Source organism: Mesorhizobium sp. 1B3, from assembly GCF_050958605.1.
Lineage (GTDB): Bacteria > Pseudomonadota > Alphaproteobacteria > Rhizobiales > Rhizobiaceae.
Map to the genome: position 1 here is coordinate 251,121 of NZ_JBJHDO010000002.1, position 15,302 is coordinate 266,422.

The following is a 15,302-nucleotide window of genomic DNA, read 5'->3' on the forward strand; positions in this document are numbered from 1 at the left end:
GCGTGATAGCGGGGGGAGCGCTGGCTCGGCGAAGCCGAGAGGGAGAGGTTCAGAAACCGGTCCGACGGAAGCCTTTATGTCACCGCCGCCCGCACCGAAAAGCGTTCTTCCTTCCACATCTCCGTACGCAGGATCTCCTCCAGGACGGTTGCCGCCTGCCAGACATCGCGGTAGCTCGTATAGAGCGGTGTGAAACCGAAACGCATAGTGGATGGGGCGCGGAAGTCGCCGATGACGCCGCGGTCGATCAGGGCCTGCATGATGGCGTAGCCATGCTCATGCGCGAAGGAGACCTGGCTGCCGCGCTTCCCGCCATCGCGCGGGCTCTCCAGCGCCACGCCGTAGCGGCTGCATTTCGCCTCGACCAATTGGATGAACAAGTCGGCGAGTGCGATGCTTTTTTTGCGCAGCGCCGCCATGTCGATCTCGTCCCAGAGAGCGAGGGCGCCTTCGAGCGCGCGCAGGGAAAGCACAGGCTGCGTGCCGCACAGGAACCGCCTTATGCCCGAGCCGGCATCGTAGTGCTGCTCGAAAGCGAAGGGCCGGGCGTGGCTCCACCATCCGCTGAGCGGCTGCTTGATAGCGCCGTGATGGCGGGTGGCGGCGTAGACGAAGGCTGGCGAGCCCGGGCCGCCATTGAGATATTTGTAAGTGCAGCCTACCGCGAAATCCGCACCCGCGCCATCGAGATCGACTGGCAGCGCGCCGACGCTGTGGCAGAGGTCCCAGACGACAAGAGCGCCGGCTTCGTGAATGCGGCGCGTCAGCGCCACCATATCCCTGAGCTCGCCGGTCTTGTAGTTGACGTGGTTGACGAGCACTACGGCGACCTGGTCGTCGATCAGGTCCTCGATTGCTGGTGCATCAACGCCCTCGAGGCGAAGCGAAGCGCCGGGCAGTGTGGAGACCACACCCTCGGCGACATAGAGATCGGTCGGGAAGGAGCCTCCTTCCGCGACGATCGCCGAACGGCCGGGTCTCAATGCCACGGCCGCGTGAAGAGCCTTGTAGATGTTGATCGAGGTCGTGTCGCAGACCACCGTCTGGCCGGCAGCGGCGCCGATCAACCTGCCGACGCGATCGCCGAGCTTGGTCGGCAGCTCGAACCAGCCCGCCTTGTTCCAGCTCCTGATCAGGTCCCCCGCCCATTCCTCGGTGGCGGCTTTCTTGAGCTCGGCGAAAGCGGCCGGCGCAGCCGCGCCCAACGAATTCCCGTCGAGATAGACGACGCCCTCGGGCAGGACGAAGCGGTCGCGCATGGGACGCAGCGGGTCGGCCGCGTCCATCGCCTCGATGGCGGCGAGTTCGAGAAGCTTGGTCATCGGCTGCCTCTATTCGCGGATGGTTTCGCGGGCGGGCGCGGGGCCGCGGCTCCGCTTGAGGCTCGGCAGAGCGAGCATGGCCAGAACGAACAGCCCCGTGGCGAGCTTCAGGTCCGGAGGCGGCATGCCGGCGGCGAGGCAGAGCGAGACGAGCTGATAGTAGACGATGGCGCCGACGAAAGGTGCCAGCAATTGCCGGAATACCGTCTGCTTGCCGACGATGGCCTCTCCGATCATCAAGGCGGCCAGGCCATTGATGAGGATGCCGATGCCCATATTCACGTCGGCAAAGCCCTGCGACTGCACCATGAGGGCACCGCCGGTTGCCGAAAAGGCGCTGGCGAGGCCGACGCCCCCGATGGTCGCGGCCCAGACATTGATGCCTTGCGCCTCGGCCATGTCGGGATTGGAGCCAACGGCACGGATTGCCGTGCCTTTCTCCGTCTTGAAGAACAGGTCGAGGAGGACGAGGACGACGAGAGCGATGATGCCCGCGACGACGATCTTGCTCGCGGGGAAGCCGGGCTGAGTGAAGGGAGCCCAGTCGAATACCGTGGGCGAGCCGAAGACCGACAGGTTCGAGCGACCCATGATCCGCAGATTGATGCTGTAGAGCATCGTCATCATCAGGATGCCGGCGAGCAGCGTATGAATGCGGAATCGCAGATTGATGAAGGCCGTGCAGCAGCCCGCCGCGAAGCCGGCGATCAACGCGACGGCGATCGCCGTGACCGGCGAGGCGCCGCCGGCCAGGAGAACGCCGCACACGCAGCCGCCCAGCGGGAAGGCTCCTTCGCTGGTCAGGTCGGGGAAGCTCAACATGCGGAACGGGATCATGATGCCGAGCACCACGAAGCTGAGGATGAGGCTCTGAGCCAAGGTGACGGGGATGAGCGAGACGAAGCTCGACGCGATTGTCTGAATGAAATCCATGATCATCCGAGCCCTAGCTCGCCAGGAGCATGCGGTCTGTCTTGACCGAAAAATGTTCGATGAGATCCGGCACCGTGACGCTAGCCTTTTCCTCGCCGGAAATATCGAGACGCACGCGTCCGGCGCTGAGCATGAAAATCCGACTGCCGAAATCGACCGCGTGCTGCATGTTGTGCGTAACCATCAGCGTGGTGAGTTTCAGTGCTTCCACAGCGCGGACCGTCGCTTGCATGACAAGGTCGGCGGTGCGCGGATCGAGTGCGGCTGTATGCTCGTCGAGGAGCAGCAGTTCGGGCGAACCGCCGACAGCCATGATCAGCGACAGCGATTGGCGCTGTCCTCCGGAAAGCAGGTCGACCCGTGTGTCCAATCGGTTCTCCAGACCGAGGCCAAGCACGGAAAGCCGCTCTTTGTAGGCGGCGAGCCTTGGCGCGGTCAGGCCCTTGCGAAGGCTTCTCTTGCTGGCGCGGAGCTCGGCCAGCAGCATGTTCTCGGCGACGGTCATGCTGGCTGCGGTGCCGCGCATCGGGTCCTGGAAAACCCGAGACAGCCTCGTTGCGCGCCTGTAGACCGGCACGTTGGTGACGTCGTCGCCATTGATCAGGATCTTGCCGGAATCGAGAGGCAGCGCTCCCGATATGGCGTTCAGCATGCTGCTCTTGCCCGCGCCGTTCGAGCCGATCACGACGCCGAATTCGCCGGTGGCCAGGGACAGGTCGAGCCCGTCGAGCGCAACCTTTTCGTCAGGCTGGCCTCGGTAGAAGACCTTCCGCGCCGATCGGATTTCCAGCATTCCCGCCTCCCTGTTTTCCGCATCGGATCTATCCCCGAAACCGGGTCACTTTCGGGGTCGATGCTCAAGATGACGGCGCATGCCGCGCCGCCATTTTTCTTGTTTTCGTTTTTTCTTGCCGATCGCCGCTTCGTCAGTCCACGAAGCAGTTGCAGTCGGCGAGCGCCTCCGGGATCTCTACGCCGAACGCCTTCATCGCGCTCTTAGAGATCAGCGGCGCGTGGTCTTCATAGGCCGGACGTGTCGGCGGGATCGACTTGGGATCGGCGCCCTTAAGGATCTGTGCGGCGATCTTGCCTGCATTCTCGCCGACCTTGTCGTAGTTGACGGCGAAACTTGCCGGCACGACGCCGTTGCGCACTGCGCCATCATCGGAATTGACGATCGGGATGCCGGCCTGGCGTGCAGCGGCCGAGACAGCCGCAACGGCCGGCTGGAGCAGGTTGGAGGCCGGAGTGTAGATGACGTCGGCCTTGCCCGCGAAGGAGGCGATGCGCTGCTGGATCTCGTTGACATTGTCGACGCCCACCGAAACCACTTCGAAGCCGGCGGCGGGCGCGGCTTCCTTGAACTTCTCGAGCAGCGCTACGTCGTTCGCCTCACCGGGGTTGTAAGGCAGGCCGTAACGCTTCGCCTCGGGCAGAAGCTTCTTGGTGAAGGTCATGACGGCGGCGACATCCTGCAGATCGGTCGCTCCGGTCATGCCTTCGTCGCCGGCGTCCCAGGACGGAACCAGCTTGGCGGCAACCGGGTCGGTGACGGCGGAAAAGACGACCGGAATACCGGAGCCGGCAAGCGCCTTCTTGGCGATCTGCGAGACCGGCGTGGTCACTGTGTAGATCAGCTTCGGCTGCTCGGCCTGCAGCTTCGAGATCATCTGCGGAACCAGCGAGGCGTCGAAATTGGTGTGGCTTTCCGTATAGACGACGTCCTTGCCCTCGACATAGCCGGCCTCCGCGAGGGCCTTCTTGAAGCCGTCGATCGACGCGTTGAGCTGCGGATGCTCGCCGAAATTGGCGATGCCGATGCGGATTGGATCGGCAACCGCCGCGCCGAGACCGCTCATGAGGGCGCCGGCCAGCATGATGCCCGACAGCAAACCCGACTTCCACTTGTTCATCTTTGCCTCCCAGAAGGGCCCGGCTGGATCCGAGCCATGAAAGCCCGATCATAGCGGGGACCCAATCCCTGTCAAACAATATATATAATCACTTCCCTTCTGGCGGATCATATATATTGTGGAGGCAGCCGCCGCATCGGGCAGCGGCCAGCCCGCTATCGGACGCGCAATGCAGGACGAGGTTCATTCGACCAAGACGGAAGCAGCCTACCGGCTGCTGCGGCGTGACATTCTCGCGACCCGTTTGCGGCCGGGCGCTGCCCTCAAGCTCGGGGTGTTGAGCGAAGCCTATGAGGTGGGGTGGACGCCGCTGCGCGAAGCGCTGTCCCGTCTAGAGGCGGAAAAGCTGGTGACGGCGGTCAGCAATCGCGGCTTTGCCGTGGCGCCGGTGTCGCGTGCCGAGCTGGAGGATTTGAAGCGCGCCAGGACGGTTGTCGAACTGCCGTTGCTCGAGGAATCGATCGCGAGGGGCGACAGCGCCTGGGAAGAGGCGATCGTCACCGCTCACTACCGGCTGTCACGTTGCAGGATCGCGGTCGACGACCCCTCGGAAGCGGCCGTGGACGAATGGGACGAGAAGCACAGGGCGTTTCACGCGGCCTTGCTGTCGGCCTCCACGTCGAACTGGCTGCATCACTTCCTGACCACAGTCTACGACCAGCTCGGCCGTCACAACCGCGTCCTCGGCCTCGCGCCGACGCTGCGAGCAGCCGCAGGCCTCAAGGACGGCTATGAAGCAGCGGTAGCGGCGTTGCGGGAGGCGATGGGCATCGAGCACCATACGCTTCTCATGGAGGCTGCGCTCGACCGGGATGTCGAACGGGCCAGGATGCTCATGATGGAACATGCCGGCTACACGCTGCATGTCTATTTGAATACCGAGACGTCGGTCGCCCCGGCTGCTCGCTCTAACGGCTCTTCCCGATAAAGGCGCCGTTGCTGACCACCCGCCTGCCGGCCTTGTAGACATCGCGTTTCCCCGGGACAGCGACCACGGCTTCCGGGATGTGCTCGGCCCCCAGCGTCACGAAGTCGGCTTTCGCACCCACGCACAGGCCGTAGCCTTCAAGACCCAACGCCTTCGCGCCGGCCTCGGTAACCACTTCGAAGGCCACGCGAAGCTCGTCATCCGTGTAGAAGCCGGAACGGTAGCCGATCATCATGGCACGGCCCAGCATATCGCCGTCGCCATAGGGCCACCAGGAATCGCGGATGTTGTCGCTGCCGCTGAAGACGGTGACGCCGGCCCGACGCAGTTCGAGCACGGGCGGGAAAGCATGGTTGCCGGGAGCGTTGGTCATGATGGAAACGCCGGCAGCCGCAAGCTTCTCGGCGGTTTTCCCGAGCGTATCGGCGGAAACGTCGCCCAATGCATAGGCGTGGCTGACCGCGACCTTCCCCTCCATGCCCAAAGCCCGCGTGCGTTTTGCGATCTCCTCGATCTGGAAGACGCCGAGCGTGCCGCCGTCATGCAGGTGGATATCGACCGGCACGCCGCGCTTTTCGGCGATGCCGAACACGACGTCGAGATGTCCGTTGACATCGCGATCGAACGATGCGGGGTCGAGCCCGCCAATGGCGTCGCAGCCGAGGTCGAAGGCTGCGTCCAGCAGATCCGGCGTGCCCGGACAGGTGAGGATGCCGCTTTGCGGAAAGGCGACGAGCTGGATGTCGATGACATCAAGATATTCCTCCCGGACGGCCAGGATGGTCTCCAGCGACTTCAGCCCCACGCTTCCGTCTACCATGACGTGGCTGCGCATCTGGGTGGAGCCGTTGGAGAGGCAGAGCTCGAGCTGGCTGCGGGCGCGCACCTCCATGGGCGCGGCCTCAGCCATGTTCTGGCGCTGGAACTCCACGCGCTCGTGCACGTCGAAGCCGCTTGTGCAGGGCTTATGCGGCTTCCACGCATCGCCGTAGAAGCTCGTGTCGAGGTGGATGTGTCCTTCGACGAAGGCAGGAACGACCAGCATGCCGCCTAGATCGACCTCATCACGCGCCCGCATGCCCGCTGCTTCCGAGCCGATGGCCGTGATTGTGCCGTCGAGCACGGCGAACGCCGCGGTCATGCCGTCGGAGAGCCTCGCATTGGTGAAGAGTGTGTCGGCGACATCGGTCATGAGAAGGATCTCCATTCCGAGGTTACCTTATCGGCCTGAGGCGCTTGGCTGGCAAGGCTTGCTCGGAATCGAGGACTACACGCGCTCGCTCTACAATCCTCGGCTTTTGCCTGCCATGTTTCGGCGGGCCGCGCCTTCATTCCATGCTCGCATAAGCTTGAGCTGCTAAGCGGCTCCGAGATTCTGGCTACCCGCCTGATGCCGAACCCTCTAGGCAGGCTCATGTGGCTTCGCCCACGCTTCACCTGCTTAGCTTCTCTTTGGCCGCAGGTTTTCGTCGGAAAACCGTGGGACATTTTCCGAAACCTGCTTAGGAGGCAGAACATGGCTGAGGTTTCTTCCGGTTCTGGAGCGGCGAGCTTGCGCGCTTTGCTCAACCAGGGGCTCATCCGCACCGAAGCACCTGGTGTCGACGCACTCGAGGGCATGCGGCGGAAAATCGCCGAGGCCGCGACACAGACGATCGTCGCGCGGTCGCGCCTCGACCCTGCGCAGAATATCGTTTCGCAGGACGAATCCGATGGGGAGGAATGGAGCGCGGAGACGCAAGGCAGTCACGGCTACCTTCCGAACGCAAGCACCTTCGCCGGCGACGTCGCGGCGTCGCCGGCCTCCGATGCAAGGCCGATGACGGCCGGGATCGCCGACGAGACAAGACCGGCCCACGCCGTGAATGGCGACCAGCGCGCTACCTCCTTGCGATCGCACCTTGTCTGGCAGGAGGACCAGTTCGACGATGGCGATGACGGGATCTATTCCCCGATCCTCAGGGTTACCCGACGCGCCGACGCCAATCTTTGACGACGAACCGCCTTTTCAGGTGACGCGCTTGAGGATCTGAAGCAGGAACTCGAAGCTTTTGCCGTAGGGCGGGCGTAGAAGCGCGCTTCCATTCAGCCGTGATTGGATGAAGACCGGCTTCTCCTTGCTGAAGGTGCGGAAGCCCCATTGGCCGTGATAGGCGCCCATGCCGCTGGCGCCGACGCCGCCGAAGGGCTGCTCTTCCTGGGCAATGTGCAGGAGGCAATCGTTGATGGTCACGCCTCCAGCCGATGTTTCGCGCAGGATCCTTCGGCAATTGCCGCGATCACGACCGAACCAGTAGAGCGCCAGCGGGCGATCGCCCCGGTTCACATGGTCGATGGCTTCGGCGACCCCGTCATATTCGAGGATCGGCAGGATCGGCCCGAAGATCTCTTCGCGCAGCAGGCGGCAGTCTGGCGTGGCGCCGATCACCAAGGTCGGCGGAAACTTGCGATCGCCAGTTTCAAGTGTCTCGCCTGCTGGATTGATCTCGACGATTTCCGCACCCGCTTCCTGCGCTTCGGCAACCATCGTCCGCAGACGTTCATAGTGTCGGTCGGTCACGATGGCCGTGTAGTCGGGATTTCCGCGCAGGGTCGGATAGAGCCCTGCCATGGCCTTGGCCAGCCTGTCCGCAATGGGCCGGCTCTGACCGGCGGGCACCAGCAGGTAGTCCGGCGCTATGCAGGTCTGGCCGGCATTGAGCAGCTTGCCGTAAGCAATGCTGGAGGCGGCTGCGTCGAGGTCGCATGAAGGATCGAGGATAGCGGGCGACTTGCCGCCGAGCTCGAGGGTGACCGGCGTCAGGTTCGCCGCAGCCGCCTGGGCGACCTCTCGGCCCACCGCTGTCGAGCCGGTGAAAAAGAGATGGTCGAAGGGCAGGGCGACGAAAGCTTTTCCGACGCCGGCGTCGCCGGTGACGACGTGGACTTCGTCCGGCGTGAAATGCTCGCCGACGAGCCGCGCCAGAAGATCCGAATAGCCGGGCGTGAGCTCCGACGGCTTGAGGAGCGCCCGATTGCCGGCGGCGAGCGCGGCGGTGAGCGGTGCAATCGCAAGCTGGAAGGGGTAGTTCCAGGGCGAGACGATGCCGACCACGCCGAGCGGCTGCGGAAGCAACCGGTTCTTGCCCGGCCGGAAGTGCAAGCTTGTCGGGACGCGCCGTTCGCGCATCCACGCCTTGAGGTGGGACAAAGCATGCCTGATCCCGGCGCGGACCACGAGCAACTCGGCCACGCGCGTCTCGTGAATGGAACGCCCGCCGAAATCCGTGTCGATCGCCGCGCAAATTGTGGCTTCATGCCGTTCCGTCAGGGCCAGGAGTCTTTCAAGACGCGCTTTGCGCACCGCGAAGGAGGGAAACGGTTCTGCCGCGAAGGCGCGCCGTTGCGCCTCGAAGCGTTCCCTCAAGCCGTCCCGTTCGACATGAAGCATTTCGCTCTTGTCCTTGCCGTCGCCAGGACATGCTCCATCACTTCGTCGTCGATCTCAAGCCCACGCGATCGCTATTGCCGCGTGTCCGAAGGAGACCATATGAATTGGCGGCCGGCCGCGTCCCGCCGGTCTCGACCGTGGAGCATGCCATGAAAGCGATGGTGCTCGAGAGGGTCGGAATGGCGCTTGTCCCGACAGAACGCGGCGATCCGCTCCCGGGGCCAGGCGAAATCCGTCTCACGGTGGAAGCCTGCGCCGTCTGCCGTACCGACCTTCACGTCGTGGACGGAGATCTTCCGCACCCCAGGCTGCCGCTTGTCCCGGGCGATGAGATCGTCGGCATCGTCGATTGTGTTGGAGAGGGTGTCGACCGGGCGAGGCTTGGCCGGCGCGTCGGCGTGCCCTGGCTTGGCCATATTTGCGGGACTTGTCGTTTTTGTCGTTCCGGCGCCGAGAATCTCTGCGATCGACCGTTGTTCACCGGCTACACGCGGGACGGCGGTTTCGCGACCCATGTCGTCGCCGACGCCGAATACGCGTTCGAACTCGACGCCGAGGCTGACCCGGTGGCGCTTGCTCCCCTTCTTTGCGCTGGGCTGATCGGGTGGCGCTCCCTGGTCAAAGCCGGGGAGGGGCGGCGCATCGGCCTTTACGGCTTCGGCGCCGCCGCCCACATCATCGCCCAGGTCTGTGTTTGGCAAGGGCGTGAGGTCTTTGCCTTCACTCGGACTGACGACCTGGAGGCGCAGCGTTTTGCAAAAAGCCTCGGGTCAGTCTGGGCCGGCGGGTCGGACGAGAGGCCGCCCGAGCCGCTCGATGCCGCCATCATCTTCGCGCCGGTGGGAGCGCTGGTCCCCCGGGCCCTGCTCGCCGTGCGCAAGGGTGGGCGCGTGGTCTGCGGCGGCATCCATATGAGCGACATCCCCGCCATGCCCTATGCACTCCTCTGGGAAGAGAGGCAGCTCGTCTCCGTCGCGAACCTGACGCGTCGCGACGCGACGGAGTTCTTCCCGGTCGCCGCGAAAGCGGGCGTCAGGACGCATACGACGACCTATCCGCTGGAGCGTGCAAACGAGGTGCTGACCGACCTTCGCGAGGGGCGTCTCAGCGGCGCGGCGGTGTTGATCCCGTGAAAGGATGCAACGCTCTGTCGGCGGGCCTGTCCCGGGAGATTTCCGGCAGGTGGAACCCCGGCGTCCCTTTCGACGGCCAATGCGCTGTTCGGTTCAAATGATTCAGCGAATTGTCCTAGTATTCGTAATCCACCATTAAGCATCTGAAATATAACAGGTTGTTCACCATCTATCTTAACCGGTCCGGTAACGGATCGCGGCTAGGTTCCACGCGTAATCACAACGGGCGAGAGGAACTCCGATGTTTGACCTGCTTAAGAAGTTCAAGAATGACGAAAGCGGCGCAACCGCGATCGAATACGGCCTGATTGCCGCCTTGATTGCCATCGCCGTCATCGGCGGCGCGCAGTACGTTGGCAAAGAAACTTCACAGAAATTCGTGGATATTGGTGACAAGCTGAAGGAAGCCAAGCCGACTCCTGTCACCCCCGAGTGATAGGAATAGCTTAGGTCGACCATGCTCTGGGGCTGCCATTCGGCGGCCCTTTTTCTTGTTTCGGGCTGCTGCCCAGTTCGGTACCGCAGCCGGTGAGGGCGGCGGGGGCAATATCTGTCATACGCAAGATCTACTTATTGGACCGGCAGTGCGCGCTCGCTAAATCACAGCCTCGACCAAGGTCCGCGTCAGCTAGAGTATTTCTGTTTTTGATTAAATCGGCCGATTCCGCCAAATGTGATTCAAATGCCGGCTGGGAAGGAGGCCGGCACGGATGACGCGACCTACGGCAGCCGCTCCAATCGCCCCTTCAAGTCATCGCTCAGCGTTCGCACGATCCCGGTGGTCTTGCGAATATCCGCTTCGCCGAGAGCCGCGCCCACGGTCGATGCGATCGCCAGGAGCCGGGCATCGAGCTCACGATAGCGCGCTTCGCCTTCGGACGTGAGTTGCACGAGCTTCGAGCGTCGGTGCCTGGGGTTGTCGATGAATTTCACGAGGCCCTCGGCCGCGAGTTCGTCCGCCAGCCGCTGCATGCGCTGCCGGCTGGTCGGCCGCATCTGGGCGATCTGCGGGACGGTGAGCGGACCAAGCAAAGCGAGGCTTCGCATGAAGCCGAACGCACCGCCGCCCCAATTCGTGATATGCTCGGTCTTCTGGCCGACGGCTCGTATCCTGAAGAAGCACTGGGCCACTTCGAGCATCAGCTCGGCAATCGCCTCGCTCTTGCTGTTCACGCTTTCTTCCACCCCTGTCCCGCGTCGCGCTGCTCCCAATTGACCGCACCGGTCGCGGGTGAGCAGTGACGGTCAATCATTGTTATGCCCAGCGTCGCACAATGCGGTCAAAGAGATAGAGGGCCTCAATGCACCCAAATGGGTGCACGTCAGCTCTCGCTGGGCCAGTTTCTTCAGTTGACACCTTAGTTGTCAACTGCCAGAATGACACCTTAGTTGTCGTTTTAGAGGCGATCCTTGCCGAGTAACCTCCAAGGAACGAGAGTAGTGGCCATGGCCAGCGACACAGACGGACAACACACCGACGGCGCCGGAACGGCGGGCGTCATAGCGCGACCGCCTCTTCTCTTTCTCGGCGCTCTTCTGCTCGGCGGCGTCTTGGACCGCCTGCTGCCCTTGCGGTTCGTCGTCCCCGGGAGCGATACCTTTCGCTGGACAATAGCCGCCTTCTTGATCCTCGTCGGTTTGGCGCTCGCCGTGGCGGGTATTCGCAACTTTTCAAGGGCAGGAACACCGGTCCCCACCAACGAGCCGACCCGTGCGCTGGTCACGTCCGGCATTCACGGCCGGACCCGCAATCCCATCTATCTCGGCCTGTTTGCCGTCTATGTCGGCATCGGCACGGCCGCGCAAAGCGCTTGGATCCTGATCCTTACGCTCCCTCTGGCAATCACGATCCGCTATGGCGTCGTCGCGCGCGAGGAGGCGTATCTGGAACGCCGGTTTGGTGACGCCTATCGGGCCTACAAGGCCCGCGTCCGCCGCTGGTTGTAGTGATCCTGCGACAATGTCGGAGCGTGGCGCCGACCGCACGAAGGAGCTCCCGCTGTCGCGCCAGTTCACGTTGCGATTTGCCCCTTGGCCATTGTGGGATAGGTTAGTGCCGGGCGGCAAAGGCGGGAGTGACAAGTGTGTATGCGAGCCGATCGGAATCGTGCCCTAGATGGATTCGCTGATCACGGCTGCGGCGCGTGCGCTGGCGGCGGGTGACGCCCTTGGCGCTCTGAACCGGGTCGCGCTCCGCGACGACGCGGCTGCGCTGGCGCTTCGCGGCATAGCGATGGCGCAACTCGGCGATCTCGTTCGAGCGAGGGCGCTTTTGCGAAGCGCGGCGCGCGCCTTCGGTCCGAAAGAGGCCGTGGCCCGCGCGAGATGCATCGTCGCCGAGGCAGAGATCGCGCTGGTGTCGCGCGAACTGGGCTGGCCCGAGAAGGCGCTCGACGCGGCGCGGGCGACACTCGAGGTGCATGGCGAAGGGGTGAACGCCGCGCATGCGCGCTATCTCCAGATCCGGCGTCTTCTCCTGATCGGCCGCCTCGACGAGGCCGAGCGCGAGCTCGGCGAGCTCGATCCCGTATCTTTTCCGCCATCGTTGAGGGCAGCATATGAACTCGTGGTTGCGGGAATCGCCATGCGTCGCCTGCGGACGAAAGCGGCACGAGCCGCGCTGGCTCGGGCCGAGCGCGCCGCGCACCGTGCTGGCATCGTTGCGCTGACGGCGGAAGTGGAAAGCGCGTCTCTCATGCTCAGCACGCCGGTCGCACGCCTTGTTGCGGCCGACGGGGAACGCCCCCTGCTGCTCGAGGAGGTCGAAGCCTTGCAGGCGTCCGAAGCGCTCGTCGTGGATGCCTGCCGCCATGTCGTGCGCGGCCCCGGCGCCGTGGTTTCGCTTGCAAGACGTCCGGTCCTGTTCGCACTGGCACGCGCGTTGGGCGAGGCTTGGCCTGCGGACGTGCCAAGGGAAATGCTCGTTGCCCGGGCATTCGGGGCGAAGCTCGCCGACGAATCGCATCGTGCGCGGTTGCGCGTCGAGGTGGGCCGGCTTCGGGCGGAGCTGCGGACTCTGGCCGGCATCAGTGCGACCAAGCGCGGGTTTGCGCTGACGCCGCGCCGCGTCCGGCATGTCGCGGTGCTGGCGAGGCCTGTGGAAGAGCGGCACGGGACTGTGCTCGCCCTCCTTGCCGACGGGGAAACATGGTCGAGTTCGGCGCTGGCCCTTGCGCTCGGCGCCAGCCAGCGCACCGTGCAGCGGGCGCTGGAGACGCTTGCGGCGACGGGCAAGGTGCAGGCGTTCGGCCACGGACGAGCGCGTCGTTGGATGACCCCACCCGTGCCGGGTTTCACGACGACCTTGTTACTCCCAGCCCCATTGCCGAGCGACTAGGATGGAGCCGAACGAACTGGGATGGAAAAACATGATCCGATCAGCTGCCGAAATCCTCCATGAGTACGGGCCATTTCCGGGCGTCGAGGACGTGCATGGGGTTACGTTCGACGGACGGCGCGTCTGGTTCGCTTCCGGCGACAGGCTGAACGCCATGGATCCGGCGAGCGGACAGGCGTTGCGCTCGATCGATGTCGTTGCGCATGCGGGGACGGCCTTCGATGGGCAGCACCTGTTCCAGCTTGCCGAGGATCGCATCAAGAAGATCGATCCGGAGACCGGCCGTGTGCTTGCCACGATCCCGGCGCCTGGCGGCGGTGGTGATTCCGGGCTTGCCTGGGCCGAAGGAACGCTCTGGGTGGGGCAGTACCGGGACCGGAAGATCCATCAGATCGACCCCGAGACGGGGGCGATTCTGCGCACGATCGAGACCAACCGCTTCGTCACGGGGGTAACCTGGGTCGAAGGCGAGCTCTGGCACGGCACCTGGGAAGGCGACGAGAGCGAATTGAGGCGGATCGATCCTCGAACGGGAAAGGTTCTGGAGAGGATCGAGATGCCGCCGGGCGTGGGCGTCTCGGGGCTGGAGTCCGACGGCGGCGGTCGATTCTTCTGCGGGAGCGGGAGAAGCGGGAAGGTGATGGCCGTCCGCCGGCCGGACCGGCGGCCCCCGCGGTGACCGGCGGCGAGCGCCGCCGATACCAGTTGCCTGGCATTGCCCGAGGACACGCGGGATCCGAGGGTCACTGCCGGACTTGGGACTGGCAAACAGCATCGATGTTCAGTATTCCTGCCGTAACGGGGGAATGCCAGTCCTGCGTGCAGCGCGTCGTGACCGGGTGCGCCGATCATCCGGCCGGCGACGAACCGCTTCTGGCGAGGACGAGGTATTGCCCTGCCAGGCGATCCCGCGAGGCGTCATCGTCGTCGATCGTTGAGGCCGTGAAGGGACACCGATGCCATCGCCCCATCGAATGACATCCAAGGAGATGCTGGAACGTCTGGTCTCCTTTCCGACCGTGTCGTCGGACAGCAATCTTGCGCTGATCGATTTCGTCAAAGTATATCTCGCCGGCTGTGGCGTGCCCTCGACGTTGGTTTTCAACGAGGACGGTACAAAGGCAAACCTCTTCGCGACGATTGGCCCGATGGTGCCGGGCGGGGTGGTGCTATCCGGGCACACCGATGTCGTGCCGGCGCTCGAGCCGGGCTGGACGAACAGCCCCTGGGCGCTAACCGAGCGCAACGGCCGACTCTACGGCCGAGGGGCCTGCGACATGAAGGGTTTCGACGCGCTTGCGCTGGCGGCGGTGCCGGACATGCTTGCCGCGGACCTCAAGGCGCCGATCCACATCGCCCTGTCTTATGACGAAGAGGTCGGTTGCATAGGCGCTCACGCGTTGGTCGAAAGAATGGCCGAAACGATCGCCGAACCCCGAGCCGTCTTCGTCGGAGAGCCGACCCGCATGCGCGTGGTCAACGGGCACAAGGGGCTCGTCGCATTCGAGACGCGTGTACGTGGACATGCCGTTCATTCCAGCCGGATCGACACCGGCGTGAGCGCCGTGATGGTCGCGGCACGGCTGGTGACCTGGCTGGAAGACACGATGGCGGAGAATAGTAGCCGCCCAGCTCCCGGCTGTTTCGAGCCGCCCTACACGACCCTTCACTGCGGTATGATCGCAGGCGGCGTCGCGGGAAACATCGTTGCCGAATCCTGCAATTTCATCACCGATATCCGTGCGATTCCGCAGGAGAGACCGGAGGATTTCCGGAACAGGTTCGAGCACTACGCGCGCACCGTGATTGAGCCGGGAATGAAAGCCATCGCGCCGAATTCTGGCATCGTGATCGTGGATCTCTCGGCCGTTCCGGGCCTTGCGCCGGAACCGAACGGCGAAGCGGAGGCCCTTGCGCTTGCGTTGACGGGCGCAAACGACACCGGGGTCGTTGCCTATGGGACGGAAGGCGGCATCTTCCAGAATGCCGGTTGGTCCACGGTCGTGGTCGGTCCGGGCGACATCGCCCAGGCCCATCAGGTCGATGAATATATCGAGCTGGAGCAACTCGATGCGGGAGAGCGGTTTATCCGGAGGCTGATCGCCGAACTCGCGCGATAGCCACCACGCTATTTCTGAATGTGGACCAAACTTGGTTTTGTCGACATTCGTGCGGCCGCAAGACATCCTATCGCCGTCGTCAGGACGGTCAGCCAGCTGTTCCGATCGCCGGCAAAGTGGGGACTCGAGAGAGAGCTGGCTGCCGACGCATATGAGCCTTCAAAGGGGCCTCCTGTTTCGGTCGGC

General features: G+C 64.1%; 14 protein-coding genes and 1 pseudogene. 8 read left to right on the forward strand and 7 right to left on the reverse strand.

Going from position 1 to position 15,302, the window contains the following annotated elements; all coding sequences use genetic code 11:
• Positions 1-74 precede the first annotated feature (74 nt).
• The 4 genes from kynU to ACCO56_RS06280 all read right to left on the reverse strand — a co-directional run bounded on the left by kynU (position 75) and on the right by ACCO56_RS06280 (position 4,168).
• Positions 75-1,322, reverse strand: a complete 1,248-nt coding sequence (gene kynU / locus ACCO56_RS06265) for a kynureninase (RefSeq protein ID WP_433638736.1) — start codon at positions 1,320-1,322, stop codon at positions 75-77.
• A 9-nt stretch (positions 1,323-1,331) separates the two neighbouring features.
• Positions 1,332-2,255, reverse strand: a complete 924-nt coding sequence (locus tag ACCO56_RS06270; RefSeq protein ID WP_433638738.1) for an ABC transporter permease — start codon at positions 2,253-2,255, stop codon at positions 1,332-1,334.
• Positions 2,256-2,268: 13 nt separating this feature from the next.
• Positions 2,269-3,048, reverse strand: coding sequence for an ABC transporter ATP-binding protein (locus ACCO56_RS06275; RefSeq protein ID WP_433638740.1), 780 nt, complete (start codon positions 3,046-3,048; stop codon positions 2,269-2,271).
• Between the two features lie 133 nt (positions 3,049-3,181).
• The gene (locus tag ACCO56_RS06280) at positions 3,182-4,168 is read right to left on the reverse strand and encodes an ABC transporter substrate-binding protein (RefSeq protein ID WP_433638743.1); all 987 of its coding nucleotides are present in this window, start codon (positions 4,166-4,168) and stop codon (positions 3,182-3,184) included.
• A 169-nt stretch (positions 4,169-4,337) separates the two neighbouring features.
• On the opposite strand from ACCO56_RS06280, the gene ACCO56_RS06285 reads away from it, so the two are divergent.
• Positions 4,338-5,096: a GntR family transcriptional regulator gene (locus tag ACCO56_RS06285; RefSeq protein WP_433638745.1), complete on the forward strand. Its 759-nt coding sequence runs from the start codon at positions 4,338-4,340 to the stop codon at positions 5,094-5,096.
• Here ACCO56_RS06285 and ACCO56_RS06290 read toward each other — a convergent pair.
• A complete protein-coding gene (locus ACCO56_RS06290) occupies positions 5,077-6,303 on the reverse strand; it encodes an amidohydrolase family protein (protein WP_433638747.1) in 1,227 nt (408 codons plus the stop codon). The two genes, ACCO56_RS06285 and ACCO56_RS06290, sit on opposite strands and share 20 nt — an antisense overlap.
• Before the next feature lie 309 nt (positions 6,304-6,612).
• Between ACCO56_RS06290 and ACCO56_RS06295 the strand changes: the two genes are divergently transcribed.
• On the forward strand, positions 6,613-7,089 hold the full coding sequence (locus ACCO56_RS06295; protein WP_433638749.1) for a hypothetical protein: 477 nt from the start codon (positions 6,613-6,615) through the stop codon (positions 7,087-7,089).
• Between the two features lie 15 nt (positions 7,090-7,104).
• On the opposite strand, the pseudogene ACCO56_RS06300 reads toward ACCO56_RS06295, so the two are convergent.
• Positions 7,105-8,541, reverse strand: a pseudogene (locus ACCO56_RS06300) (coniferyl aldehyde dehydrogenase); the annotation flags it as partial.
• Positions 8,542-8,675: 134 nt separating this feature from the next.
• On the opposite strand from ACCO56_RS06300, the gene ACCO56_RS06305 reads away from it, so the two are divergent.
• Together ACCO56_RS06305 and ACCO56_RS06310 are read left to right on the forward strand one after the other, a co-directional pair.
• A complete protein-coding gene (locus tag ACCO56_RS06305; RefSeq protein ID WP_433639780.1) occupies positions 8,676-9,659 on the forward strand; it encodes a zinc-dependent alcohol dehydrogenase family protein in 984 nt (327 codons plus the stop codon).
• Positions 9,660-9,900: 241 nt separating this feature from the next.
• Positions 9,901-10,095, forward strand: coding sequence for a Flp family type IVb pilin (locus tag ACCO56_RS06310; RefSeq protein WP_433638751.1), 195 nt, complete (start codon positions 9,901-9,903; stop codon positions 10,093-10,095).
• A gap of 284 nt (positions 10,096-10,379) precedes the next feature.
• Here the strand turns inward: ACCO56_RS06310 and ACCO56_RS06315 are convergent, their stop codons facing one another.
• Positions 10,380-10,832 carry a MarR family winged helix-turn-helix transcriptional regulator gene (locus ACCO56_RS06315; protein WP_433638753.1) on the reverse strand — a complete coding sequence of 151 codons (453 nt, stop codon included), beginning with the start codon at positions 10,830-10,832 and terminating at the stop codon, positions 10,380-10,382.
• A 273-nt stretch (positions 10,833-11,105) separates the two neighbouring features.
• On the opposite strand from ACCO56_RS06315, the gene ACCO56_RS06320 reads away from it, so the two are divergent.
• The 4 genes from ACCO56_RS06320 to argE all read left to right on the forward strand — a co-directional run bounded on the left by ACCO56_RS06320 (position 11,106) and on the right by argE (position 15,116).
• Positions 11,106-11,606 (forward strand): methyltransferase family protein, encoded by a 501-nt coding sequence (locus tag ACCO56_RS06320; RefSeq protein WP_433638755.1) that lies wholly within the window; start codon positions 11,106-11,108, stop codon positions 11,604-11,606.
• A gap of 169 nt (positions 11,607-11,775) precedes the next feature.
• Positions 11,776-12,996, forward strand: a complete 1,221-nt coding sequence (locus ACCO56_RS06325; protein ID WP_433638758.1) for a helix-turn-helix domain-containing protein — start codon at positions 11,776-11,778, stop codon at positions 12,994-12,996.
• Between the two features lie 31 nt (positions 12,997-13,027).
• Positions 13,028-13,675: a Vgb family protein gene (locus tag ACCO56_RS06330; RefSeq protein WP_433638759.1), complete on the forward strand. Its 648-nt coding sequence runs from the start codon at positions 13,028-13,030 to the stop codon at positions 13,673-13,675.
• 277 nt (positions 13,676-13,952) lie between these two features.
• The gene (argE, locus tag ACCO56_RS06335; RefSeq protein ID WP_433638760.1) at positions 13,953-15,116 is read left to right on the forward strand and encodes an acetylornithine deacetylase; all 1,164 of its coding nucleotides are present in this window, start codon (positions 13,953-13,955) and stop codon (positions 15,114-15,116) included.
• Positions 15,117-15,302 lie beyond the last annotated feature (186 nt).